At 43.7% G+C, this 26,241-nt stretch carries 18 protein-coding genes; 9 read left to right on the forward strand and 9 right to left on the reverse strand.

The window, feature by feature from the left end; all coding sequences use genetic code 11:
* The first annotated feature begins 581 nt into the window (after positions 1-581).
* Positions 582-2,480, forward strand: coding sequence for an ABC transporter ATP-binding protein (locus RMY16_RS02875; protein ID WP_322735103.1), 1,899 nt, complete (start codon positions 582-584; stop codon positions 2,478-2,480).
* A gap of 199 nt (positions 2,481-2,679) precedes the next feature.
* Positions 2,680-4,452 (forward strand): ABC transporter ATP-binding protein, encoded by a 1,773-nt coding sequence (locus tag RMY16_RS02880; protein WP_322735104.1) that lies wholly within the window; start codon positions 2,680-2,682, stop codon positions 4,450-4,452.
* A gap of 145 nt (positions 4,453-4,597) precedes the next feature.
* On the opposite strand, the gene nifE is transcribed toward RMY16_RS02880, so the two are convergent.
* The 8 genes from nifE to RMY16_RS02920 all read right to left on the reverse strand — a co-directional run bounded on the left by nifE (position 4,598) and on the right by RMY16_RS02920 (position 14,369).
* Positions 4,598-5,992: a nitrogenase iron-molybdenum cofactor biosynthesis protein NifE gene (nifE, locus tag RMY16_RS02885; protein WP_322735105.1), complete on the reverse strand. Its 1,395-nt coding sequence runs from the start codon at positions 5,990-5,992 to the stop codon at positions 4,598-4,600.
* A 1,026-nt stretch (positions 5,993-7,018) separates the two neighbouring features.
* A complete protein-coding gene (locus tag RMY16_RS02890; RefSeq protein WP_322735106.1) occupies positions 7,019-8,023 on the reverse strand; it encodes an aldo/keto reductase in 1,005 nt (334 codons plus the stop codon).
* A 258-nt stretch (positions 8,024-8,281) separates the two neighbouring features.
* Positions 8,282-9,553, reverse strand: a complete 1,272-nt coding sequence (locus RMY16_RS02895; RefSeq protein ID WP_322735107.1) for an MFS transporter — start codon at positions 9,551-9,553, stop codon at positions 8,282-8,284.
* A 224-nt stretch (positions 9,554-9,777) separates the two neighbouring features.
* The gene (locus RMY16_RS02900) at positions 9,778-10,845 is read right to left on the reverse strand and encodes an aliphatic sulfonate ABC transporter substrate-binding protein (protein WP_322735108.1); all 1,068 of its coding nucleotides are present in this window, start codon (positions 10,843-10,845) and stop codon (positions 9,778-9,780) included.
* Positions 10,846-10,993: 148 nt separating this feature from the next.
* Positions 10,994-11,878 carry a TauD/TfdA family dioxygenase gene (locus RMY16_RS02905; protein WP_322735109.1) on the reverse strand — a complete coding sequence of 295 codons (885 nt, stop codon included), beginning with the start codon at positions 11,876-11,878 and terminating at the stop codon, positions 10,994-10,996.
* A gap of 578 nt (positions 11,879-12,456) precedes the next feature.
* Positions 12,457-13,419, reverse strand: a complete 963-nt coding sequence (locus tag RMY16_RS02910) for a TauD/TfdA dioxygenase family protein (RefSeq protein ID WP_322668845.1) — start codon at positions 13,417-13,419, stop codon at positions 12,457-12,459.
* Positions 13,401-13,541, reverse strand: coding sequence for a hypothetical protein (locus RMY16_RS02915; protein ID WP_322735110.1), 141 nt, complete (start codon positions 13,539-13,541; stop codon positions 13,401-13,403). The genes RMY16_RS02910 and RMY16_RS02915 overlap by 19 nt, the downstream gene beginning before the upstream one ends.
* A gap of 210 nt (positions 13,542-13,751) precedes the next feature.
* The gene (locus RMY16_RS02920) at positions 13,752-14,369 is read right to left on the reverse strand and encodes a hypothetical protein (RefSeq protein ID WP_322735111.1); all 618 of its coding nucleotides are present in this window, start codon (positions 14,367-14,369) and stop codon (positions 13,752-13,754) included.
* 120 nt (positions 14,370-14,489) lie between these two features.
* Here RMY16_RS02920 and RMY16_RS02925 point away from each other — a divergent pair, with 120 nt between their 5' ends.
* From RMY16_RS02925 to RMY16_RS02955, 7 genes are all read left to right on the forward strand, one after another.
* Positions 14,490-14,747 (forward strand): hypothetical protein, encoded by a 258-nt coding sequence (locus RMY16_RS02925; protein WP_322735112.1) that lies wholly within the window; start codon positions 14,490-14,492, stop codon positions 14,745-14,747.
* Between the two features lie 310 nt (positions 14,748-15,057).
* Positions 15,058-16,140, forward strand: a complete 1,083-nt coding sequence (locus tag RMY16_RS02930; RefSeq protein WP_322735113.1) for a formylglycine-generating enzyme family protein — start codon at positions 15,058-15,060, stop codon at positions 16,138-16,140.
* Positions 16,133-18,562 (forward strand): arylsulfatase, encoded by a 2,430-nt coding sequence (locus tag RMY16_RS02935; RefSeq protein ID WP_322735114.1) that lies wholly within the window; start codon positions 16,133-16,135, stop codon positions 18,560-18,562. The genes RMY16_RS02930 and RMY16_RS02935 overlap by 8 nt, the downstream gene beginning before the upstream one ends.
* Positions 18,563-18,705: 143 nt before the next feature.
* Positions 18,706-19,578, forward strand: coding sequence for a bile acid:sodium symporter family protein (locus RMY16_RS02940; RefSeq protein WP_322735115.1), 873 nt, complete (start codon positions 18,706-18,708; stop codon positions 19,576-19,578).
* Positions 19,579-20,298: 720 nt separating this feature from the next.
* A complete protein-coding gene (locus RMY16_RS02945) occupies positions 20,299-22,035 on the forward strand; it encodes an ABC transporter ATP-binding protein (protein ID WP_322735116.1) in 1,737 nt (578 codons plus the stop codon).
* A gap of 227 nt (positions 22,036-22,262) precedes the next feature.
* Positions 22,263-23,144 carry a class I SAM-dependent methyltransferase gene (locus tag RMY16_RS02950; RefSeq protein WP_322735117.1) on the forward strand — a complete coding sequence of 294 codons (882 nt, stop codon included), beginning with the start codon at positions 22,263-22,265 and terminating at the stop codon, positions 23,142-23,144.
* Between the two features lie 120 nt (positions 23,145-23,264).
* Positions 23,265-23,954 (forward strand): SDR family NAD(P)-dependent oxidoreductase, encoded by a 690-nt coding sequence (locus RMY16_RS02955; protein ID WP_322735118.1) that lies wholly within the window; start codon positions 23,265-23,267, stop codon positions 23,952-23,954.
* 13 nt (positions 23,955-23,967) lie between these two features.
* Here RMY16_RS02955 and RMY16_RS02960 read toward each other — a convergent pair.
* On the reverse strand, positions 23,968-26,241 hold a 2,274-nt coding region (locus RMY16_RS02960), incomplete at its 5' end, for an FAD/NAD(P)-binding protein (RefSeq protein ID WP_322735119.1).

The raw sequence follows: 26,241 nt of genomic DNA on the forward strand, positions 1-26,241 counted from the left end.
AAGAATTTAAAAATTTCTTGTTGTGTTCTGCCATCGTTTTGGAGCAGAATAATTAGAATCCTTTCTCTGACATGGGGTAATTCGCTCTCTTTTAGAGTACTGTAATGCAGAATACGTTAATTCCCAAGGACGACAAGGACAATCTTGTGCGTAAAAATGCGATATATGGTGTTGAGCCGAGATGTTGGAGTGAACTTACACCAGTTAACCAATCATTCTCATAATGAGAATTGTTATGTGGCTGTATGCCTGCTTGCTTTTTACTCTTGTTCATGAGACTATAAGCTTCATAAAAAATACGTTATTTTGACCGATTAACAGTATTTTACAAGTAGTCCCAGTGATTAAAACAAGCAGTAGAAAGTAGAGGACGTAATATCTCAGCTTGAGCTGGAACCTACAAAACTAGAGATATACGGTTTGCTTCAGTAGCAAATACATCAAGAAAGCAATGACTACACACACGACTTGACGAATTGCACACCTTTGTCACAACCAGAAGCAACCTGTGAAGAAGTCCTCAAATCCATGCAGAAGACTTATCTAATTTTTTAATGCGTTAGTCTTGGGGCGATCAAAATATGACATCATCAAAGACCTCCAACAGGCTCGATCCCTTTGAAGCATCAATCGGTACGCATAACTCCTTTGTCAGCAACGTCTGGCGACTGCGGCACTGGATGGCTCCGTACCGCTGGCGCATTGCGTTAGCGCTGCTGTTTGCTATGCTCTCGGCAACCGCCGCCGTGTTGGTACCAATCGTGGTTAGTCGAGTGGTAGTGGACGGTATCCTAATGCACAACTACCGGACAGATTTGCCAGACTATGGACAAACAGCGTTAATCCACTGGTTGGCGATCGCGCTGGGCACCAAACAAATAATCGCAGCCTGCGTAGTCGGCCTACTCTGGGTGCTGCTGTGGTCTGGTTTTGGGTACGCCTTTCGCGCCCAGTTGTCCCTTTCGGCACTGTTGGGTCTTTGCGATCTGCGCCGCGATCTGTTTGCCCATGTCGAGCGTCTGCCCGCTGCTTTTTATGACCGGGTTATGGTTGGGCAGGTATTGACTCGGATCACCAATGACATCGAGAGTTTGTCCGAACTGCTGACTGGTGTCGGCGCGCTGGCTGGAGAATTGATTCCCCTCGTTATCGCCGTTAGCGTCATGCTATCTCTAGATTCGATGCTCATGGCAAAGCTATCGCCCTTTTTGTTTTTTGTGGCGGGTGTGATCATCGTGTTCAGATATTATTCTGGGCCGATTTATCAAGTCATCCGCAGCACACTATCGCGCCTCAACGAGCATTTGCACGAAAATTTGTCGGGTATTGAAATCGTGCAGATGTCCGGGCGGGAGGCACTGAGCTTTAAACGCTACTCTGCCATTAATGAGGCCAATCGCGTCGCCGAGACCAAGGCCATCATGGTAGAGACGGTATATAACCCGATCATCGACAACGTATCTTATTTGGCGATCGCTTGCATCCTGTGGTTGGGCGGGCAGCATGTACTTAGCCACACTACCACTCTGGGATCGGTCGTGTTGTTCTTGCAATTCAGCGACATGCTGTTTCGTCCAATTGTGGCCTTGGGCGATCAAGCAAATGCGGTGTTCCGAGCGGCAGCAGCCTGCGATCGCATATTCCGGCTGCTGGACTGGAAGGAGTCTTTGTCTGTGCCGCCGCAGCCCATACCTTTGCCCGAAGACTTACATGGCCGTATCGAGTTTCGTGACCTGAATTTCCGTTACGAAACTGGCGAACCGGTTATCCAGCACTTTAATCTGAATGTGATACCCGGTGAGAACATCGCCATTGTCGGGCCTACTGGCTCTGGCAAGACCACGCTGACGCGGCTCATCTGTCGTTTTTACGATGTGCCTGAGAATAGCTTGTTCATCGACGGCATCGATATTATGCAGATAGACCCTGCACAGATCCGTAAGCGCGTAGGTGTGATCTTTCAAGACTTTCATTTGTTCCCTGGCACCATCTATGACAACATCGCATTAGGTAACTCGACCATTACCTTGGAAGATGCCCGACATGCCGCCGAACTGATACAGACCTTGGGTTTCATCGAGTCCTTGCCATTAGGTTTTGATACGGTACTGGAAGACCGTGGCCAAAATCTATCCCAAGGTCAACGCCAGTTGCTGGCATTTACCCGTGTCATTGCTCTAGACCCCGAAATCCTGATTCTGGATGAAGCCACTGCCAGCATTGACCCAGAAACTGAAGCTACTATCCAAGCAGCGCTGGCCAGAGTCACCGCCAACAGAACTTCCATCATCATTGCCCACAGATTACAAACCATCCGCCGAGCTGACCGCATTGTTGTATTAAACCATGGCCAGTTAGTGGAAGTTGGAAATCACACAGAATTGATGCTTCGTAATGGTTTTTATAAAACGCTTTATGAAGCGCAACTGTACAAGGGTATACGTCAAAACACATTAAACCGCCCAACTAAAGATTTCTAATATCGAGGTGATTTCCGAAAAATACATTTGTACAAACAACTAACCTCAATTAAACTGATTTGCTGACTGTATTAGCCTGATTATTTGAGAATTACAAAGCTGTACATTTTTAGATGCTCGCCTGCTGTGATTGAGCAATTCGACAAAATAATCGCTTTTATCCAACATTGATTTTTCCCTATATAACAAGATTAAACTGATGCTAGCCGACCGAGGAAGATTGAAATCGGACTTACCTACCTTTACCTCATTGCAGCGACTTTTTCCCTACTTCAAGGCTTACCGTTTTCAGTGGTTAACAGCAGTATTAGCCCTGCTGGCTGTTCATGTTGTTGAAGCTGCCATTCCTGTGTATCTGAAAGTCGGCATTGATCTGATTTCAAAACAGGACAAGAATATCTTATTGCCGGTTCTGGCGATACTTGGTTTGACGGCTCTGCGCTTTGCGATCCTGCATTTTGGTCGCCGCAACAACGCGGTGATTTCAATTTACATATCTTATGACTTACGGCAAGCATTTTATGCACACTTACAGTCCCTTGGTCGCGGCTTCTATGCGAATTACCACTTGGGTGACTTGATTGCACGAGCGACCAATGACATGGAGTCTATCCGTCGCTTTTTTCGTTCTGCGGTGCATCGATTAGTAAGCCTAATCGGTGTGGCGTTGATTGCACCGATTTTTATGGTGCAACAGTCGGTTCAATTGACATTGTTGCTCATTCCGTTACTGCTAGTGATAGCCGCTAATGGCTGGTATTTGGCTGGGCGTATTTTGCTGGCATCGGCAGCAGTGCAAGTGGGTTTTGGTGCGTTGACAGAAACGGTGCAGCAAAACCTCAAGGGTATCCGTACCATCCAGTCCCATGCCCAGGAAGAGCGAGAGATTAAACACTTTACAGGAGTATCACATCGTTATGCGCTAGCTCATCAAAAGTTGATCAATTTGAACGCTATTCTCACTGCCTCCACTGCGCTGGGCAGTGGTTTGATGACCTTAATCGTTGTTGGCGTCGGTGGAAGCCAAGTATTGGCAGGGCAAATGAGCATCGGCACGCTGACAGCTTTCATCTTTTATTTGGCTATGATTCTGGGGGTAATCAAGGAGAGCAGTTTTGTAATGTATGCTTTGCTGAATGCCAGTACAGCTGCAACCAGAGTATTTCAAATCATGGATGAAAAACCTGAGATTGAAGATGCTCCGGCAGGCTCATCAGCCCAACCAATCAAGGGCGAAATCGCGGTTTATGATCTGTCATACAGTTACCCGGTCAGTGCTGAAGTGCGATCGCGTTTGGTTCTCGAACAGATATCCCTGAGTATTAGTCCTGGCGAAATGATTGCTATCATCGGTCGTGTAGGCTCTGGCAAATCCACCTTGCTGCGGCTGCTGGCTAGGCAATTGGAGCCTAATAGCGGACAAATCAAAGTGGATGGGCAAGACCTACGAGACATCCCGCTAAGTCATCTACGCAAGAACCTGTCATTTGTCCCCCAGGATACTTTCCTATTCGCTGCACCAATTTCGGAAAACATCTCATTCGATAACCCGGAGCGACCACAGGATTTAATCTGGCAGGCTGCCCGATCTGCCCAGCTTGAAGCAACGATCAACAAATTCAGTGCAGGGTTGTCCACATTGATTGGTGAGCGTGGGGTAACTTTATCGGGCGGACAGAAACAGAGAACCAGTTTAGCCCGCGGTCTGATTCGCCAGACCCCCATTTTGCTGCTGGACGACTGCTTTTCGGCGCTGGATACCAGAACAGAGGCCTTGGTTCTGTCCCAATTGCGATCGGTTAGGGACGGACTCACCACGGTGCTGGTTTCTCACCGGATGTTAGCGGCACGTTATGTAGACAGGATCTACGTACTTGAGCAAGGACGCATCGTGGAGACTGGCAGTCATGATGAACTAATTGCCCTTGATGGTTATTACGCAAAGCTCAGTGGTATGCAAGACGAAACTTGAACTATGAGCAGGCTGTCTCTTCCCGCTACTAAACTAACTTCTAGACGATCTATTAAGCATCGTCGAGAAGTTAGTTTAAAACTTGCCCGGTTTTTAATTATCCTCAACATCCTTTAACAGTTGCTTATGTAACTGGTGCCAGGGGTTAAACCCACAAGCTAATTTTTTCATCCCAAGGGGCAGATTTGCTAATTTGCTTCCATACAGGACTATACAAGGCTTCATGTAGTTCGCGTGCTAGTACCACCAAACCTGCATAACCAGCGTAAGCATGGTGACGTTCATGGTTAATGTCTAAAAAAGGAATTTGCGCTTTGAGTGCTGTATATTTATTTCCAGCCCCAGCAATCAACACATCAGCTTTTGTTTGGTTTAATACCTTTAATAATGCCTGGGCAGTTGTGTCCGACAAAATCATTCCATCTTCACCAAGATATTGTTTAACTTTAGCTTTCTCCTCCTGTGTTGTTTTACCATCCGTAGCTGCAATAACTTCCATTCCCAAGTCTTGGGCTGCTAAGATCAGTGACCAACTTTTCACACCACCAGTAGAAAGAAGAATTCGCTTACCTTTTAAATCAGCAAGGTAAGGAGCTAAAGCAATATCTAGAGCAGCATTTTCTTGGGCAATTAACTTTTCTGTACGTTTTTGAAGTTCATGGACAACAACACTATCTCCCAAGGATATACTTAATTTTGCCGCAACATTCTGTAAGCAATTGTTTAAGTTAGTCGCACCATAGAAAGACTCTTCAATATAAGGAATTCCATAGCGTTTTTCCATAGTTTGTGCCATTTGTATAGCTACATTTGAGCAAAGTACTACATTTAATTTGGCACGATGAGCATAGCAAATTTCTTGATAACGAGCATCACCTGTGATTTTGGAAAGAACGCGAATACCCATTTTTGTGAATAATGGTAGGATATTCCAAGTTTCACCTGCAATATTATAATCACCAACAATATTAATATCAAATGGTGTGATAACTTCAGGTTCTGCTGTACCAATGACAGCATTCAATAAAGTTTCATTACCAATGCGATTTCCTAAATTTTTACTACCAATAAATCCAGGCGCATTTACATAGATAACTGGAATATTGATTTTTTGTGTAGCTAGTTTACAGACACTATCAATATCATCACCAATCAAAGCAGACAGACAAGTAGCGTAAACAAAAATAGCGGCAGGATGATAGCGATCGGCAACATCCACAATAGCTTTGTACAGTTTCTTTTCCCCACCAAAAACGATATTACCCTCACTAAAGTCAGTAGTAAAAGCTGTTTGATATAATTCAGAACCTGATGAGAGGCTACCATGAGTTGCCCAAGGATTATGAGTACAAGAAACAGCACCATGTACTAAATGAACAGCATCAGTAATAGCTCCGACAGAAACCATCGCTCCATCAAAAGGACAATTTCCTTGGGTTGAACCTGGTTGTGGTGGTTTTGTACAAGTGAGTTTTTTCTGTTTAGATTTGCAAACTGTTTCACTGAGTGCTTCGTTAATTGTTACTTGAGTATTCTTCATGTTTTTTCTCCTGTTGAAGATGAATACAAAACAGTCAAGAATGAGGAGTTAAGAGTGTTATTTTGTCTCTACCTCCTTTCTTCTACTATTCTTAATTACCAATTTTTCTCACTATTATCCACTCCTCGTCATAGATCGAGTTAGAGGAAGTTGATTGAGACTGATTTCTAGAAAATTGCAAAAAACAGCAATTGATCCACTAGTATTTCAGATAAAACAAGCAACTATTCTGACGCATTCTGTATTTTTAGAAAGCCAGTTATAGCAATCCTTAATTGCATGAGGTACATCTTAGCTTCTAACCTCTAGCCCCTCTCCTCAACGAGATGTAACTCACTAAAATGAGAACCACTATAATTTTTTGCTAGTTTTAGCTTATTTAAATATTAGCATAACTAATATTTAAATAAACAATTATTATTGTTATATTTTTAAACCAAATATTATTAGATAATTAAACAGAAGAATTAGGCACATTGTCTCTCTGTACCTTGTTTTATGTTTGATGATTTAACTAAGGAATTTAATTTTTCACTAATACTTTTATAAGTATCTTATTTAACGCTTATAGCACCTTAGATTTAGGTCATCATAGCCTGATTAATTTGAATATACACTAAATTTATCGGTTAACCGGAGTAAATGTGGTATTTCTTTTGAAATTTGAATTCTGGGAGCAGAGTTTTGATCGTCTGGATGAGTATTTACAACAATTGCTAGCAGAGGAAAAGAAACGCGATCGCTCATAGGTTATGATTGACATTGCCATTGGTTAGAAAAAGCGTCGTAACTCGCGTCTTTAATGCCCTACGCAACAAGACTTGTCGGGTTTTGGGGAAAAGGGGAATGGGAAAAGGGAAAGAAAAAACCTTTAACCTTTACCCTTTAACCTTTTCCCCAAATCCAATTCCGACTTAAAAATGCACAAAGCGTGCAGTATTGCCCCACGCAAACTCGTCTTCGGAACAAGACGGAAAAACGACGCTGCACATCGCAATGCAAGGGTTGGTCAATTACTTAGTCGCTCTATGGGCGATTTCCAGAAGGGTACTCATGCCCTAAGATAGGATGGGGTGTGTAAGGTTCTTCTAGGAATTTGCGCTCTTGATCAGACAGTTCTAAATCCACCGCCTCGACAGCCTCTTTGAGATGTTCGATCTTGCTAGCGCCTATTATGGGAGATGTTACACCTGGTTGATGCAATAGCCAAGCTAGGGCAATTTGTGTAGGTTTAACCCCTCGTTTTGTAGCTAATTCAACTACGCGCTCAACTATTTGAAAATCTGAATCTTGATAGTAGAGCTTGTGAGCGAATTCGTCAGTTTTTGCACGTAGTGTTTGCCCATAGTCTGACTTGCTGCGATTCCCTGACAAAAAGCCCCGCGCCAGGGGACTCCAAGGAATAATACCAATCCCTTGATCTTGGGCTAGAGGTATCACTTCTCGTTCTTCTTCTCGATAAACTAGGTTGTAGTGATTTTGAATTGATACAAAGCGAGTCCAGCCGTGAATGTCTGCTGTATAAAGGGCTTTGGCAAACTGCCATGCGTAAACACTAGAAATCCCCAGGTAACGGACTTTACCCGCTTTCACAAGATCATGCAATGCTTCTAGGGTTTCTTCGATTGGTGTCTCATAGTCCCAACGGTGAATTTGGTATAAGTCTACATAATCAGTCTGTAGTCGCCGCAAAGAAGCATCAATGCTATCAAAAATATGTTTGCGAGATAGTCCTCGATCATTTGGGCCATCGCCGACTTTACCATGTACTTTGGTAGCAATAACAACCTGATCTCTGTTTGCAAAGTCTTTAAGCGCTCGCCCGACAATTTCTTCACTAGCGCCCAAGGAATAGACATCGGCGGTATCAAAAAAGTTAATCCCCAATTCCAAAGCCAGTTTTATAAATGGGCGACTTTCTTCTTCTTCTAATACCCATTGGCGCAATTTACGGGAGCCATAAGTCATCGTGCCGAGGGTGACACGTGATACTTTGAGTCCAGTTTTGCCAAGATTCACATATTTGATCATACTGTCTGCTCTACTTCTGTTGGGATACTTAATAACGTTGTGAGGTTTCTATAAGCAGTTGGGAGGTGCAATTGGTTTCATCGGTGCGTTCTCAAGCTAATTTTTAATGAATCAGTAGAATGTTGTTACCAGAGGCTTTGCACTTTTCTCGTACACTTTATCTGCCTAGAGTATTGCAAAGCGATGAGCATTATTTTGCAACAGCTAGGATTTAAATACTATATATCAATCGAGTTGCCGGAGTTAATGATTATAAAATTAAGAATCAATCCAACGCCTCACTGCTGGCAATTGTGCAGAGAACCATATAGCACCTAAGATATTTAGACTGCCAGAGACGATCAAGGCATTAGTTGCACCAAAATTCTGTGCCAAAGTTCCAGCTAACAGATTCCCAAAGGGCATCATACCCACCATTGCTAGGGCATAAAAACTCATCACCCGTCCGCGCTTATCCTCGGCAACTAAGGTTTGGATAATCATATTACTACTGGTAATCAGGAGGATAGAAAAGCAGCCTGTAAACACCAGTATGATTATGGATAATCCAACTTGGCGCGATAGTGAGAAGGAAATCACACTTATCCCAATCAAGACTTGAGCGACTACAATCAAACGTTCTAAGCCCGCAATCCCTCGCCTAACACTCAGATACAAACAAGCAAACAACGAGCCAATGGGCGCTGAGGTGCTGAGGTGAGCCATCGTAGTTGCATCGCCATTTAAAATCTTAGCCGCGAAGACAGGCATGAGCGCGACATGAGACATCCCGACTAAACCTTGTAATGCCAGTATTAATAAAATTGCTCTAATGGGCTGGAATTTGGAGACATATTCAAAGCCCTCCCGCAATTTCTGCAAAGTATCGCTCAGGCTCGTCAGGGTTTGCATCGGTCTGATTTTCAGCCGCATTGCTAGCAGGGTAAAGATGGCAGGGATATAACTGAGGGTATCGTAGAGAAAACAATATTTCACCCCTAGCGTCGCAATCAAAATCCCGCCCATAGCTGGCCCCAATACCGAAGAGGAACTTAACATCACTGAATTCAAGGCGATCGCATTACTCCAATCAGCGCGATCATCTACGGTTTCGGTGACGATTGTATGGCGCACGGGCATATCTAATCCCTTGAGCAAACCATTGAGAACACTCAGTACCAATAGGATGGGAAACGTAATCCAATTCCTAAAGGTAAGAATTGTCAAAGCTAGGGAAACGCTAATTCCCAATATCTGCACCAACATTAACAAGTCACGACGACTCCAGCGATCGGACAATACGCCGGAAAAGGGAATCACTAATAACGTCGGTAAAAATTGCACAAAGCCCGCAACTCCCAACAACCAAGCCGATTTAGTCAAATCGTATACTAGCCAAGGAATAGTTAACTGCTGGGTCATAAATGTCCCAGACATTGATAGTAACTGTCCCCCAAAAAACAGGCGAAAATTACGCCAGCGAAAGGCGGGTAAATATTGGTAAATGATATTACTTACGCGATCGCCCAGTTGTCTATTCCAAATTTTCATTAGCGGAATTATACGATGTTATCCTAAATCTTAGAATACCTAATATTTAGTTTCACTAATAATTATAGGATAATGCGTAGTTTACCGCACTTCGGCAAGGCTCAGTGACCACCGTAGGTCTTACCCTGAGGCTGTCGTACTCCTTCGGAGAAGCAAGCTACGCGGAGCGTCTCGTAGAGAAGGGCATCGCCTCTGGTTTTGTAGCAAGCTTGCTGATTCAAAGGTTAAGCTTTATTCCTAACGGCATCCGGTGTAATTGCTGCATACTGTTGGGCGGTTAGAGTTGCTCCTCGAATATCGACTAGTTTCGGCACGACTTTCAGTTGATATAGAAGATCCGCAACCTTTTGTTGAGCGCTAATTACTTCCTCAGTAATTGGTCTCATGTCATATTTTCTTCTCGTCAGCGCCAACTCCATAGTATCGACATCAGTCTTGACCTTTGGGGCAAGGATTTCGGCAGCTGCACGCCTATTTTTATTTGCCCACAACCCAATCTCATAGTACTCTGACAAAATTGCTTTCAAGAGGTCAGCGTTATTAGTGGCAAAATCTCGTGAAGCTAAGTAATAACCCCCTGGCGTCTTAATTCCTTGGGCGTTTCGTAAGACTCGAATAGTGCCTTGCCGTTGCAGCTTGATCAGACTAGGATCGCTTTCTACAAAAGCATCAACCGTCTTGTTCAAAAACGCTGCTCTTCCATCTGCAATGGCTAGATTCACTGATTCAATATCACTGATTTTTAGCCCTACCTCTTCAAACGCTTTCACCACAAAATAGGTCTGAGCCGTCCCTCTAGAATAAGCAACTTTTTTACCTTTAAGACCTGCCAATGTTTGGATTGGAGAATCCTTTAGCACAACAATTGCTGAACCTTCTCCAGTACCTGGCGGCGTATTAACTACATAAATCAGATTAGTACCAGCTGCCTGAGCAAAAATAGGTGGTGTTTCACCGGTTGGGCCCATATCGATACTACCCACATTTAAGGCTTCTAAGAGTGGTGGCCCGGACACAAATTGAGACCAAGTAACACCTATTCCTTGAGGAGCTAAACGTTTTTCAATTACGCCTTTTTCGTGTGTTAGATCCCCAGAAACTTGGTAGCCAAGCCGAACAACCTTAGTACTGCTACTACTCTTAATAATATTAGTGTTACTGGCAGTACTATTGCCGATACTGGTCTTGTTTGTACCACAACTGGCTAAAGTCGTAAAAGAAATTAATCCATAGAAAGCGTAGAGTAAATCACGTCTGGATATCGAATATTCGCCAATTTGTACTTTTCTCATAACTGCTCATCTAACTTTGATGTTGATACCTTTAGGTAAAAATTTAGGCACTGTTGTACTAGCTTTTCTCCCTTCTCTCTAAGAGAGAAGGGAGAAAATGCTTTGTCTTTGTATCAGAAATAATCTACAAATGTTAGCTAGCTGAACTTTAGAACGGACGGCTACCCCGAAGGCTGACCCGTTTCAGAACACGAGTTGCATTGGCATCAAATTCAGGGCGGTAGTGAGAGGTTGCCTGATTATCCCAATAAAGCAGGTCGCCCTTGTTCCACTGGTGCCGATAGGCAAACCGGGGTTGCTTAATATGCTCCTGCAACCGTGCAATTAGTTTTGCTCCTTCTACATGGTCATAATCGAGAATATCCACATCGCTAGCAGCATTGAAGAAGAGGATTTTTTTGCCGGTATCTGGGTGAGTGCGAACCAGAGGATGAATTGCAACTCGTTCGCCGGGTTTAACTTCGCGACCAGCTGCATATTTCGGCTCACCATACTCATCTTGATCTTTGCTGCCATAAAAATTAAAGTAGCGTATGTGTAAGCCAGCAATTTGTTGCTTGGTCGCATCATCTAACTCTTCGTAAGCCTGAGCCAAATTCACCCAATAGGTATCGGGGCCATTTTCAGGTACTTCTACTGCGTATAAGAAGGAACCGCTAGATGGCACAGGAAGCCAGTAGTGATCGATGTGAGGTAAAAGTTCTTGATAGTTCGGTCGGATATTGACTGAACTCTCTTGGGTAGCAGCATTAGCGAGAGTGAGAACTAGGGGTGGTAGATATTCTTCCGTTTCTCCTTTACGAATGTAAGCAGGCTGCTGAAGAATATCGCCAAAGTAATTGGCAAAGGCTAACAACTGATCATCAGTTAATGTCTGGTTTTTGAAGATGAGGATGTGGCGATCGCGCCATGCCTGCTTTAGTTGCAGAATCACCTCTGGTTGGGCAGAACGACTAGCATCGACTCCGGTAATAATGGCACCAAGAGCTGCTTCGGTAGATGTAATTTCAATCCGACTTGCCGTGAGTGTCACGATCGGGTCTCCTTGGATTTGTAAATATACGAGGGTGTAAGGTGCAGGATGGAATGGCACGCTTGTAAAGCCCAAAGGCTTTTGTCATCTTGTTCCCAGCCTCCAGGCTGGGAATGTATTTAAAGTGGGCTTCTGCCTCTTGTCAAGAAGATCGGAGGCGGAGCCTCCCAGAATGCAATACGGTTCAGTTAGTGCCAAAAACCTTGAAATGTGTAGGTTGGGTTGAGGAACGAAACCCAACATTTTCGGGGCTTTGTTGGGTTGCGCTTTGCTTAACCCAACCTACAATTTTCCTTAACTGAACCGTATTGTCCCAGAATGGGTTAAGAGCCTAGTAGTACGCCAAGGCAACTTGGCGGGGTAAAGGGGAAGGGTGAAAGGGACTCATGTTTTTTATCCCTTACCCTTTTCCCTTTACCCTTTACCCAACCTCCACAAGCGCATTTTTGGGTTGGCAGACCACTAAAGGCTCTTAACCAGTCAGAGCAAGGGCTGTATCTTAACAAGCGTGCCATTCGGTTCAGAGTACTTTTAAATTTACTCAGCACTGCCTTAAAAAAAGCTAACGGGACTCAGGTTTACGAAAGCACTGGTTGTGGTTCCTTAGACTCAGCTTTCTGCTTGAAGACAGTTGGTACTTCTGCGTTGAACACCTCACCTTGAACCACTTGGGAGCGGAAACCATCAACTCCAACTGGAACATCACCAGTAATAGTGGTGCGATATAACAGACGCTCCACATCCAAATGATCTAAATCTTGAGGAGCTAAATGCACGGTGGCGCGGTTATCCCAGAACGCGATATCACCATTGTTCCAACGGAAACGGGTGGTGTAGGCAGGTTTGGTGATTTGGTTGAAGAACAACTCAAGTAACAGTTTGCTCTCTTGTGGTGACACATCAATAATGTGCGAGGTAAAGCCAGGGTTAACGAACAACGCACGTTCACCAGTCTCAGGATGAACCCTGACTACTGGGTGGATTGAGACTAGTGGATTAACAGCAATGCGCTCGTCGAATTTGCCATTGCGGGGCTGATACCCGCCCCCATTAAAGCGATGTTCAGCTTTCAATGTGTCTGCTAGCGCCCGTAGGGGTGCTGACAGTCCCTCATAAGCCGCAACTAGATTGCTCCACTGAGTGTCACCCCCAAAGCTGGGGACATTAACCGCGCGTAAAATTGACCCTGCTGGTGGGTTAATAGCTGCCGTTACGTCTGTGTGCCAAGGGCCACCAGTGCGAAAACCGTACTGCTTCTCATAGAGCTTACGATCTACGGGTTTGATCTGTGGGAATCCCGGTACTGGTTCAGGCTCTCCGAGTGGATGCGCGAAAGTTACTTCACCGAAACGAGATGTGAACTCAACCTGAGCAGCGTGATCGATGTTCTGGCCACGAAAGAATACAACTTTCCATTTCAATAACGCTTTACGGATTTCTTGAACTTGCTCGTCAGAAAGAGGACGGGAAAGGTCTACATTCCCGATTTCAGCACCGATGAAACCAGCAACTTGTTTAACTTCTATATGTTTGTAGCCCATGTAGATTCTCCAAGGTTTGGATCTGTAGGGTGGTGTTCACACTCGCCTGTTTCCTTTGGAATTTTGCCAATACCTGGTCGCAACATTCCTGTGCTGGGAGTAGAACTGAGAATATTATGCATTATTCCGATAGATTTACCGTAGTATGCAATGCTATTTAACAATTTCCTGTGTTTTTGCAGCTAGGATCTTCGGAATTGAAACACTGATACCCTTCTTTACGAGAGGCTGCGCCCGAAGCGTAGCTATGCCGCAGGCTTTACGACTTGGTGCAGTTGCTACCCTACGGGAACGCTATGTTGCCCGTTAAGAGTTCCCTTTTAAGATTTGATTTAGTTTGACAAAGTGCTACTTTGAGTTTGCAGCCAACCTGAATCAGGATTACCCCATTGGCTCAACTCGATTAAGAGTTCGTTTCGTCGCTTTGGTGATGTAAATGCTACTTTGATGGCATTACGAGTTATGGCAAGCAATTCAGCTGCTGAAAAACCGAGGGTATGGGCTACTGTATACTCTCGCCCAATGGTAGTACAGATTTGGACAGGATCATCTGTACAAAGGGCGATCGCAATACCAGACTCCACAAGCTGCCGAACCGGATGCTCTGTATAAGAAGCGACGGCTCCCAGGACAACGTTACAACTAAGGGAACACTCAACGGTAACGCCGCTCGTTGCCAACAGTTCTAACAACTGCGGGTCACGAACAGCCTGTGTTGCGTGACCGATCCGGGTCAGTCCAAGAACGCGCAGAGCAGCAGCAATATTGGCGGTGGAGAATTCGCCCGCGTGCGCGGTAATACCTAGCCCCACCGCAGCAGCCCGCTCCGCGATATGATAGGCAGTTGTCCAATCCGCCTCGGTGTCATACGGTTCGTACAGGAAATCTATACCGCCTAATCCCTCATCTGCTGCCTGAATACAAGCTTGTAAAAGTAGCTCAAACAGCATTATACTCAATTATCCTCTTGATATTGCCTCGGATTTACAAATTTCAGAAACGGGGCTTTATGGATAAAAAATACAGTAGAACAGATATACATAGCTATAGACCAACTGAAGCCTATAGATATGAAAAAATCCAACTACTATGACTATACTGCACAAAGATATGACCAAATACGCTGGCTAACAGAATCAGTTGCAGAGGAAGTTGCCGATTTTATTCTTAAGCTTAGTGCTACTCCTGAAACCTGTTTTTTAGAGCCAGGTGTTGGCACAGGGTTAAATATTATTCCTCGTTTAAGAAGGTTATCAAAACTGGTTTTGTGGCTACACCAATATCTAAGTGAGGCGGTCTTAAGCTTTTTCACAGCTAAATATATATAGTGCTTGACTTATGTTTGCACAAGATGTAATTTATCAATATTAGACAAACATCGGTAAATCAATCGGTTTTTAGTATTCTAACAAAAATGTTTATTTTTGTTGTAAATTATCATAAATTTAGATTTAAGAGTTTCTGCATAGGATCAAACATGAAAAGCTTTTTAAGATTTTTTATTAATATTGATTGATATGAAATAGGGATTTGTACACAATAAATAATGTAATGCGTAAAATAGATTACCGAAAACTACGAAAAAAATAGAGATTTTTTATCTCAAATCCAAAATAATATAAAGTTTGAATCTTATTGATGAACTACAGGCATTCAATTAGAAGTAGCAAAAATGAGAATATTAGAGATGGAAAAAAACTTTACTTTCTCACACTAATATTCATTCAGGGAATAGCGATCGCACTCTTATTCATCAATACAACCGCATTGGCAGTCACAGCCAATCCCTGTCCCCAAGGTATGGCGATGATTTCAGGAGGAACGTTCAAAATGGGGTCTGATAATTCCAGTTTTGTGGAAGAGCGATCGCCTGGAGATGTAACAGTGACTAACTTCTGTATTGATAAATATGAAGTAACAAATGCACAATTTGGTGAATTTGTCAAATCTACAGGATATGTAACAGTTGCAGAGCGTCCCTTATCTCAAGAACAGTTTCCCGATTTACCCGATGAGCAGCGATTACCGGGTTCGTTAGTGTTTGAGATGGCAAAACCAGGTATCAAGCAAGTTTCCTTTCTGAGTTGGTGGCATTGGACTACTGGCGCGAATTGGCAACATCCCTTTGGCCCAGACAGTGCAATCGCTAGCAAATCCAACTATCCAGTTGTTCACATAGCTTACGAAGATGCTCTAGCCTACGCCAAATGGTCAGGAAAATCCCTACCCACCGAAGCTCAATGGGAATATGCCGCCCGTGGTGGCTTGGATGGTGCAACATACACTTGGGGCAATGAATATTCTGAACATAGAGCCAACACCTGGCAAGGAATTTTCCCCTTTTTCAACACCAAAGCCGATGGTCACTTGGGCATGGCTCCCGTCGGTTCTTTTGCATCTAATGGTTATGGACTCTATGACATGACCGGCAATGTTTGGGAATGGACTAGTGATTTCTTTCAAGTTGGACGCGATCGCAAATCCCATCAAATTAATCCTATTGTCTTAAATCAAAGCTTTGATCCCAAAAAGCCCGATGAACCAAAGTTACATGTAATCAAGGGGGGATCGTATCTCTGCGCTCCTAATTACTGTAGTCGCTTCCGTCCGGCGGCGCGGGAGTCAGAATCACCCGATACGGGAACTACTCATATCGGGTTTCGGCTAGTTAAAAATTTGCTTGACAGCACACTACCTATAAATCCAAAATTGTATGACTGATCCTCACAAGAGAGATTCTTTGTATGCATCTCTCAAGCTAACTTCTGGTGCGATCGCGCAGCGTCTCCGTTCGCGCAGCGTCCCGAAGGGAAGGAGAATCGCATTTTTGACAGCCCTGACGCTGATATTTTCTAGTCTCTTACCTCTACCTGCTTGGGCGGACTATGGCGACAAATTGCCATTACCCCAACCATCTTTTCAAGGCAAAATTGGTATTACTTACAAAGAATCCGAACCAGACTTTCCCAAACCAATTAAGGCTCCGGAAAATGCACCAAACGTTTTGCTGGTGTTGCTTGATGATGTCGGTTTTGGACAAACCAGCACCTTTGGCGGTCTGATCGATACGCCTAATTTAGACCGTCTAGCAGCAAGGGGATTGCGTTATAACCAATTCCACACTACAGCACTCTGCTCTCCTACCAGAGCCGCATTGCTCACGGGACGCAATCACCATTCTGTGAATACAGGTGTGGTTGAGGAGTTAGCCACAGGCTATCCAGGTTATACTGCGATTTTACCTAGAAGTGCGGCAACGATCGCTGAAGTATTGCGAGACTATGGATATAACACGGCGGCCTTTGGCAAATGGCACAATACCCCAGACTATGAAACCAGTGCAGCCGGCCCATTCGATCGCTGGCCGACAGGTTTAGGTTTTGAGTACTTCTATGGATTTCTGGGCGGTGATACCAATCAATGGAGTCCAGCCTTGGTGGAAAATACCCAACATATTCAGAAACCAAGCGATCGCCCTGATTATCACCTCACCCCCGATCTAGCAGATCATGCAATTAAGTGGATTCGTACCCAGCACGCGATCGCTCCAGATAAACCCTTCTTTACCTACTTTGCCACTGGCGCTACCCATGCCCCACACCATGCGCCCAAGGAATGGATTGACAAGTATAAGGGTAAATTTGATCGAGGTTGGGATAAATTACGCGAAGACATCTTTGCTCGTCAGTTAGCCTTGGGTGTAATTCCCGCCGATACTAAGCTGACTCCTCGCCCGGCGGAACTCCCAGCTTGGGATTCCCTCACTCCCACCGAGCAGAAAGTTTATGCGCGTCAGGCGGAAGTATTTGCAGGTTTCCTCAGCCATACCGATGCACAAATTGGTAGAGTTATTAACGCCATAGACCAACTGGGTGAATTGGATAACACCTTAGTCTTTTTCATCGCCGGCGATAATGGTGCGAGTGCTGAAGGCGGCTTAACAGGTAGTGTTAATGAATTAAAAGTCTTTAATGGCGTAGCAGAAAGTCCTCAAGAAGTTCTCGCGGCTTTTGATGATTTAGGTGGGCCAAAAACCTTCAATCATTTTCATGCAGCTTGGGCTTGGGCAGTGGATAGCCCCTTCCAATGGACAAAACAAATTGCTTCTCATTTCGGCGGAACCCGCAATGGTTTAGTTGTCGCTTGGGGCGAACGCATCAAAAATCGTGGTGAACTGCGAAGCCAATTCCATCATGTAATTGATATTGCGCCTACAATTCTGGAAGCTGTGGGGATTGAAGAACCAGAGGTAGTCAACGGTGTAAAACAACAACCCATCGAAGGTACTAGCCTTGTCTATAGCTTTGATGATCCTGCTGTACCATCCCATCACAAAACCCAGTATTTTGAAATGTTGGGCAATCGTGGCATTTACGATCAAGGTTGGGTAGCAGCCGCCCGTCATGGACGCTTACCTTGGGAGCGTGTCTCCAAAACCACCTTCGATGAAGATAATTGGGAACTATACGATATTACCAAAGACTTCAGTGAAGCCAACGATTTAGCCAAGCAGAACCCTGACAAGTTAGCGCAACTACAAAATCTATTTCTGAAGGAAGCAAAGAAATACAAAGTTCTGCCCTTGGACGATCGCTTACTTCAACGGTTTGATGTCAAAATCCGTTCCAACCTAATCACAGGACGCAATAGCTTTACTTATTACACATCTGTTGCAGGGATTCCCGAAGGCAGCGCTCCCAATATTAAGAATCGCTCCTTTAGCATCACTGCCGATGTGGATGCTGCCAAAGATGTTACTGAAGGCGTTTTAGTTACCCAAGGCGGACGCTTTGCGGGTTGGAGTTTCTTCTTGCAAGAAGGTAAACCCACCTTTGCTTACAACTTATTAAATAGCGATCGCACAATCATTCAATCTTCCCAACCAATTGCGATCGGTAAATCCCAAATTAAATTTGACTTTACTTATGACGGTGGCGCTCCGGGAGCAGGCGGTACTGGTAAGCTTTCGATCAACGATCAACAGGTTGCCGAAGGCCGCATTGATAAAACCGTAGGCTACCGATTTGGTTTAGATGAAACCTTTGATGTTGGTCAAGATACTGGCACACCTGCGGTAGATACTTACCAAACACCCTTTGCATTCACCGGTAACTTACAGCAAGTCACCCTGGAATTGAAGTAATAGGGACTGAGGATTGGGGAAAGGGGAAGGGTTAAAGGGTAATTTATTCGTCATTCCCCTCTGCCCCCCTGCCCCCCTGCTCCTTGGTCACTGAGCGTAGCCGAAGTGCTGCCCCTCCGCTCCTTTGCATGAGATAAAAAATCATGAACGAAATCTTGTCACTAATCGATAAACTCGCACTTTTCACATTTATCGTGTTCACCATGCTGGGTGCAGGGTTAAGTCTCACTGTACAACAGATTTGGGAACCACTTCGCAACCTTCGCTTAGTTATCTCATCGCTGCTGACAAATTTTGTACTAGTGCCGCTTTTTGTATATTTGTTACTACAAGTAGTACATTTAAGTGAACCACTAAGAGATGGTTTACTGATTATGGCAGTAGCATCAGGGCCTCCAGCACTACCGAAACTTGCCCACATAGTCAAAGGCAATATAGCTTTCTCGGTGGGATTAATGATGTTACTAATGCTGGGCACAATTTTTTATATGCCGATTGTACTGCCCTTAGTGGTGGAAGGTGTGCAAATTAACTCTTGGGACATTGCCAAACCCTTATTGTTAATGATGGTTAGCCCATTGATCGTTGGATTATTCATCAAAGCAAAATTCAGTGCGATCGCCCCTATTATCCAGCCGATTTTGTTCAAATTATCTAATGCTGGATTGCTTTTAGGTCTGGTTGTCAGGCTGATAGTTCATACTAACGATATCATTGGCTTATTACAAACAGGTGCAATTTTAGTTTGTGCTGTTTTCATAGTCTTCTCCTTTAGCGTGGGTTATCTTTTGGGCGGCCCTGGTATCGATACCCAACGAGTGCTAGGAGTAGGAACAGCTCAACGTAATTTTGCCGCAGCATTATTAGTAGCTACAAGTAATTTTGAAGATCCCAGCGTCGTGAGCATCATCATGGTGACGAGTATTTTAATGATGATCGTAGTTTTGATCGCCGGGCCAAAATTCATAGAATTAGACCAAGGAACGGGTGTAGAGATAGAGCAGGTAGAGGGTTGAAATTCTCCTAACTGACTTGACCTCTAATAATCTGCGTGTTACTGTATACTACACAAGATTGAAATTCTTTAGGAGGCGCAAAGATGACAGCTTTCATCTACAAAATGTATGAGCTGACCAATGCTGCTCCATGTAGTGTGGCCTGCTCGCTTGTGGAGTGAGCCTTTTAACCAAAAGAGTGCCTTCAGGTCGTGTGAACGGTCGCTGAACTATTTGAGGTATCTGTGAGCATCCGGTAATTGTATCGGTTTTGTAGCTCTCTAGTTGTCTTACCGTCGCTGTGTATATCGCAGTGGCTAGTGGTTAGACCCTTGCTACATATCGATGTATGGGTGTATTGCCTCCAATAGTGATTATGGAATAGGTGTGTAGCATTACGCTGTCGCAGAGTGCAATATAAATGCGTCAGTGCGTTTGTTCTACCACTATTTGTTCATGCACTAAGAAAGAACATTTTCGGTCATGGGTGTACGCCACACTCGTGGCCGTTTAATTCATAAGAAATTATGCGGCTACAGGGATCTTTCGTCTGTGGTCGTTTTGTTTTGAGCGGCTAAGGAAGGGATACCCTACGCCGCTATTGTTTTGGGGTCGTGAGTATCACATAGTCACTTTTTGATTTTTGATGACCTTAGCGAAAAAACTAACAAATAATTATATCAGCCTGATTTCGTTCTTTGTCCACCATTACAATGCAGCCTTAGCTGTTTGAGGAAATTTATGGGTTCTCGAAGCAAGAAATTCTTGTCGTATTACAAGCCATATCTAGGATTGCTTTTTGCAGATATCGTATGTGCATTTATTGTTTCAGTAATTACGTTGTTACTTCCCTTGTGTGCAAGATACATTACTCAAAATGTCTTGGAAGAAAATGTACCCAACGCACTAAGCCAAATATATATAGTCGGCGCGGTCATGGTTACTTTGGTTGTGGTTCATGCTTTGTGTAACACATTTGTTGACTATCGGGGACACATGATGGGAACCATGATGGAAAGTGATATGCGCCGTGACTTATTTGACCATTATCTAAAGCTATCATTTCGTTTTTATGATCAAGAAAAAACAGGTCAGTTGATGACCCGCATCACCAATGATTTGGAATCAATTAGTGAACTGTATCATCATGGGCCTGAAGATATTGCGATCAGTTTAGTGAAGTTTGTCGGTGCTTTTATTATTTTGATTACTGTCAACGTTAAGCTGACTTTAATCATCTTTCTCTTCTTTCCCCTCATGACCGTTTATGCTACGTATTTCAATCAGAAAATGAATGCTGCGCTTAGAACAAGCAAGGAGAGAATCGGCGATATTAACGCACAAGTTGAAGATACCCTGGCAGGTATTAGGGTAGTACAATCGTTTACCAACGAGACAAGGGAAAAAAATAAGTTTGCATACACAAATACCCGTTTTGTTGAGAGCAGACGAGACGGTTATAAGAGCGAAGCCTACTTTCATGAGGGGATGAATGTCTTTACGCAACTGATGACTATTGTAGTGATTGTCTTTGGCGGTGTTGCTATTGTAAATACTTCTTTGGAGTTAGCCGATTTGGTGACTTATTTGTTATATATTGGCATCCTCATTGATCCAATTCGGAGATTTGTTAACTTTGCTAGACTGTATCAAGAAGGTATCACTGGCTTTGACCGATTTATGCACATTATGCAGGTGGAGCCGGATATACAAGACTCAGCAGATGCGATCGAACTTAATCATGTTCAAGGAAATGTAGAATTCAAAGATGTAAGCTTCAAGTATAAAGAAGACTATGACCATGTATTAAAGAACATCTATTTGAGTATAAAAGCTGGCGAATATATTGCCTTAGTGGGGGCTTCAGGTGTTGGTAAAACAACCCTATGTTCCTTAATTCCCCGCTTTTATGAAGTAAGCAATGGAGAAATACTACTCGATGGTGAAAATATTAAAGATATCAGCTTACGCTCATTACGAAAGAACATAGGTATTGTTCAACAAGATGTGTACTTGTTTGCTGGGACAGTTTTAGAAAATATTCGCTACGGTAAGCTTGAGGCAAGCCAGGAAGAAATCATTGAAGCAGCCAAAAAAGCGAATGCCCATGATTTTATTATGACATTACCGGATGGTTACAATACGGATATTGGTCAGCGTGGCGTAAAATTATCAGGAGGCCAAAAGCAAAGGTTGAGTATTGCACGCGCTTTCTTAAAAAATCCACCCATTATCATTTTTGATGAAGCAACAAGCAATCTGGATAATGAAAGTGAAAAGGCCATTCAAGATTCATTGGAGAAGTTAACCGATAACCGGACAACACTAGTTATAGCCCATCGTCTGTCAACAGTCAGAAACGCACAAAGAATTGTAGTGTTAACGGATAATGGAATTGATGAACAAGGAACGCATGAAGAGTTAATCGAGGTGAATGGTACTTACTCGAATCTGTACAATATGCAACTAAAAATATAAGATATCGTTTAAGGTACAGGCCCTAGCTGTCTAATCTAATTGGTACGAAAGAGCCTGAGACTCAAGCACATAGAGAAGTTCTTGATATTGATGGACTAAAGCTTGTATTGCGCTAACTGTTATAGCCAAAACGTGCTTGGCAAATACGCTAAATCAATAGTTTTACCGTATTATGTATTAGATACACAAATATTAGATCGGATAAAAAACTATATGTGAGGTAGCAGATGGTTCAATCACAAGTAAGCTCTTTTGATGCAATTAGTCCAACAGCTTTGATGGTAGCTTATACTAGGCAGTTTACTGATATCCCTTATGGCAAGGAATTAGCTCAATTAGTTAATGCCGAAAGCTTCATAGAACAACTGCAACAAAAAAAATTAAGTCAGCCGAGTGAAGTATCTGTTCTTGTTGAGGCTCGTTACAAAGCTGTTAATCAAGTAATATCTCAACACTTGCAATTTGAGACTACCCAAATTATCGAGTTAGCATCTGGATTATTGCCTCGTGGTATGGCAATGTCTCAAAATCAAAATATCACTTTTGTTGAAAGTGATTTACCTGCAATGATTAGTCAGAAGCAGCAACTCGTAAAACGATTGATTGGAGAACGGCAGAATTTATATTTTGACGCAATTGATGCTACTAATCAACCTAGTCAGTTTCCTTTGAACGTAAATTATTTACATCAAAACCAACCTGTAGTTGTTTTATGCGAAGGATTGTTAACATACCTAACCTTAGCAGAAAAGCAAAAAGTGTTTGCTAATGTTCGTGAGATACTGCGAGTTTACGGCGGTGTATGGATTACACCTGACCTAACCACTTTTGATGGCTTGAATCAACTACGGCAAATTAGTCCTGGGTTGCAAAGACTCAATCAAACTGCAAGTAATGTCTCAGGTCGAGCTATTAACAATTATCACTTTGAAAACATCGACCATGTGAAACAGTTCGCTTATGAACAAGGGTTTGATATTAAAGAATATAGTATGCTCGAAGTGATGAATCAAATTACTTGTTTAAAGCCTTTAGGGATTGAGCCAGAGGTTGTTAAATCAATGTTGGCTATTGGCTCTACTTTTGTTTTAACCCTTTGCAATTCTTGATGTCTTTACTGGTTTTTTTGTATGTACCCTCAAAAAGGGGGAATGTCCTAACTGCTTTTGAAGTATTTCGTGACCGTTTGGTCAAATTATGGTTCAAATCACAAGGGAGAAATTGAGGATATGACAAATATTGCATTGATTGTTGGGGCTGGTAGTGGACTCAGTGCCTCACTAGCCCGTTTATTGGCAAAAGAAGGCTTTACTATTGCTTTAGCAGCGCGACAAATTGATAAGCTCAAAGCATTGTCTGATGAAATTGGAGCCGTCAGTTTTACTGTTGATGCTTCTCAACTAGATGAAGTTGAACAACTATTTACAGATGTCGAACAAAAACTAGGAATACCAACATTAGTTGTGTATAATCCTAGCTGGCGGGTTCGTGGTTCATTTGTGGAACTTGACCCAGCCGATGTTGCCAAAACACTAGAAATTACTGCGTATGGTGGCTTTTTAGTAGCACAAGCGGCGGCAAAACGTCAGTTAGCTGCGGGTGGGGGAGCAATATTTTTTACAGGTGCTTCCGCCAGTGTTAAGGGTTATCCTCAGTCTGCACCGTTTGCAATGGGTAAATTTGCTTTACGGGGTTTGGCTCAAAGCATTGCCCGTGAATTGGCTCCTCAGAATATCCATGTGGCGCATTTTGTGATTGATGGAGGAATTCGTTCTGCTACCCGGATAGTACCAGATGATCGGCCAGATAGTTTACTCGATCCAGATGCGATCGCTCAAACTTACCTGAGCATTCTCCGCCAACCTCGTAATGCTTGGACTTGGGAAGTGGAATTGCGTCCCTGGGTGGAAAAATTTTGATTTTCACTCTGCTCTAGATATACATAGCAAAGTAATCATTGTAAATTTCTGTATTAGTCATAACTGTGAGTTCTATTTGTTTTTGTTCTTCATCTGTTGCCGAACTTGTAGCTTGGTCTAAGCTTTCTTGAGGAATAAAATCACCACAGTATTCATTCGCAGGTACAGCTGCATTCATCTTCTGGGGATAACTCAATTTGAGATTATTCATGATGGTAATGAATTGACTACGACTGCGATCGCTAAATCTAGGATTAAGCCGCTTTTCTTCGCCAATGGTGGAAACTGTGCGTCCTTTATAGTCATGGGCAGGATATACCAAAGTATCATCTGGCAAGGTAAATAAGCGTTGTGTCACCACATCGTACAAAGTTCCAGGATCGCCTCCCTGAAAATCTGTGCGTCCACAACCACGAATAAATAAGGCATCACCAGTTAACAGATGGGTTTTGTTCACCAAATATGCTATGTGACTGGCGGTGTGACCTGGTGTGAAAATTGTTTCGATGATTACCGATCCCACCTCTAGGATTTCGCCACCGACAAGGGAGCGATCGGCTTTTGTCACAGCAGTATTCTGGGGAACGATCACCTCACAGCCTGTTTTTTGCCTGAGTTTGCCTGCCCCTGTAATATGATCGGCATGGAGGTGAGTTTCTAGACAGTAGCGTAGCTTTAATCCCAATTCATCCAATGATTCCAAATCGCGGTCAACTTGCTCTAATACAGGATCGACTAGAACAGCATCTCCTGTCTGGCGATCGCCAATTAAATAAGTATAACTACTAGTTGCAGGGTCAAAAAATTGCCGAAATAGGAAAGTGGACTGCGGTATCTCTGCACTGCCATCACTTAACAAAGGCATCGTTGGAATACTCCGCATACGCACTGGTAGCGACTGCAACAACGCCTTAGATAATTCTTGCGCCTGTCCCCGTAATTCTGGAACGGCAATACTTTCCCACAAGTCACCCTTGCGGGGAGTTCCCAAAGTATAAAACAGCGTCGAAACATTACTGTCTGCTGCATATAAAGCACCGTGGGTATCTGTATCTAATCCTAAACCGATGGCATTGGGGCGAATTAATTTCTGCGATCGCAAATCAGTAATCAAAGGATGAGGCGATCGGCGATAATCTGCTGCTACCCCTGTACAATTCACCACCCGCCGAACTTGCAAGATATGATTAGTTTGGGTTTTGCGCTGGCAGACGGTAACAGCTACACCGTCCGGCAAAGCTTGATATTCCCGAATCCGCCCGGCGGAAATGGTGAGTTGACCAGAATCCAGCATTTCAGTGACAACATCCGCCACCCTTGGGGCAATGCGGTGACGATGCACATCCCAATAAGGTGTCAGATGACGCAAAAAACGCTGCTGTTCCTCCATTGGGAGTTTTTGCCAGATTTTCTGATTCAGTGGACGCAGAGAATCAATTACTGCTCGCCAGTCGTAGCCTTGGGTAGCAGCAATTTCCACTTCGGCACGTAGCCGACGTAACCAGCCACGTACACTTTTTGGTGAATTTTCTAGCGTCAAGAAGCAGGGATAAGGTTGAGCCGCTTGATGTTTTAGGGGAAATAAGCCTCGTCGGGACACAGCATAAATTTTACCCCGATGTTGGCGATCGCTCAGAGATAAAACCATATCCACCATCGTCAGTCCCGTACCAATTAGCAACACAGGCGCATCAGCATCAAGGTCTGCTAGGGCATCGGCTGACCAAGCATTCCGCAGATAATCATCATTACTGTTTGGGTTTTGAATGGCGGGGGGTGCAGAAGGTGAGTTCCCCAATGCCAACACAACTCTGTCTGCGGCAAAACAGCGACCACTACGTAGAGAAATCATTGTGCCTTTTTCTTCAGGCTGTACCCCTACCACTTCATCGGTGAAGCGTTCTAGTCGCACATCACTAGGCGCTGTGGCTTCTGCTTCTGCTAAAACCGATTGAATGTATAAACCATAGACCTTACGAGGTATGAAGGTACTGGCATTTACTTCTTCTGAAAAAAATATTGTTAACTCATTTCGGTTGTGCTGAAGCCAACGTAACAAATGCCCTGGATCGTGAGCAAATGCACTCATGTTACCTGCCGATACATTCAGCAAATGACAGTTGGTATCGGTGCTGTAGGCGATTCCCTTGCCAATTTGATCGCTACGCTCAATCAGCTTAATGGTGAGGGGTTGGCTGGCAGTTTTTAATAAGTGGGTAGCGACTAGAGAACCACTAAAACCTCCGCCAACAATAGCGATCGTGGTTGGAGTATGGGCAGTTAAAAA

Source organism: Nostoc sp. DedQUE12b (assembly GCF_034530835.1).
Classification (GTDB): Bacteria; Cyanobacteriota; Cyanobacteriia; order Cyanobacteriales; family Nostocaceae; genus Nostoc.

Excerpts from the sequence above, each read along its gene's own strand:
- nifE (WP_322735105.1), bottom strand. The coding sequence starts at position 5,992 with ATGAAGAATACTCAAGTAACAATTAACGAAGCACTCAGTGAAACAGTT.
- RMY16_RS02950 (WP_322735117.1), top strand. The coding sequence starts at position 22,263 with ATGGTTCAATCACAAGTAAGCTCTTTTGATGCAATTAGTCCAACAGCT.
- RMY16_RS02915 (WP_322735110.1), bottom strand. The coding sequence starts at position 13,541 with ATGCATAATATTCTCAGTTCTACTCCCAGCACAGGAATGTTGCGACCA.
- RMY16_RS02880 (WP_322735104.1), top strand. The coding sequence starts at position 2,680 with ATGCTAGCCGACCGAGGAAGATTGAAATCGGACTTACCTACCTTTACC.
- RMY16_RS02930 (WP_322735113.1), top strand. The coding sequence starts at position 15,058 with ATGAACTACAGGCATTCAATTAGAAGTAGCAAAAATGAGAATATTAGA.
- RMY16_RS02920 (WP_322735111.1), bottom strand. The coding sequence starts at position 14,369 with ATGCTGTTTGAGCTACTTTTACAAGCTTGTATTCAGGCAGCAGATGAG.
- RMY16_RS02890 (WP_322735106.1), bottom strand. The coding sequence starts at position 8,023 with ATGATCAAATATGTGAATCTTGGCAAAACTGGACTCAAAGTATCACGT.
- RMY16_RS02935 (WP_322735114.1), top strand. The coding sequence starts at position 16,133 with ATGACTGATCCTCACAAGAGAGATTCTTTGTATGCATCTCTCAAGCTA.
- RMY16_RS02945 (WP_322735116.1), top strand. The coding sequence starts at position 20,299 with ATGGGTTCTCGAAGCAAGAAATTCTTGTCGTATTACAAGCCATATCTA.
- RMY16_RS02875 (WP_322735103.1), top strand. The coding sequence starts at position 582 with ATGACATCATCAAAGACCTCCAACAGGCTCGATCCCTTTGAAGCATCA.
- RMY16_RS02955 (WP_322735118.1), top strand. The coding sequence starts at position 23,265 with ATGACAAATATTGCATTGATTGTTGGGGCTGGTAGTGGACTCAGTGCC.
- RMY16_RS02925 (WP_322735112.1), top strand. The coding sequence starts at position 14,490 with ATGAAAAAATCCAACTACTATGACTATACTGCACAAAGATATGACCAA.
- RMY16_RS02940 (WP_322735115.1), top strand. The coding sequence starts at position 18,706 with ATGAACGAAATCTTGTCACTAATCGATAAACTCGCACTTTTCACATTT.
- RMY16_RS02895 (WP_322735107.1), bottom strand. The coding sequence starts at position 9,553 with ATGAAAATTTGGAATAGACAACTGGGCGATCGCGTAAGTAATATCATT.
- RMY16_RS02910 (WP_322668845.1), bottom strand. The coding sequence starts at position 13,419 with ATGGGCTACAAACATATAGAAGTTAAACAAGTTGCTGGTTTCATCGGT.
- RMY16_RS02900 (WP_322735108.1), bottom strand. The coding sequence starts at position 10,845 with ATGAGAAAAGTACAAATTGGCGAATATTCGATATCCAGACGTGATTTA.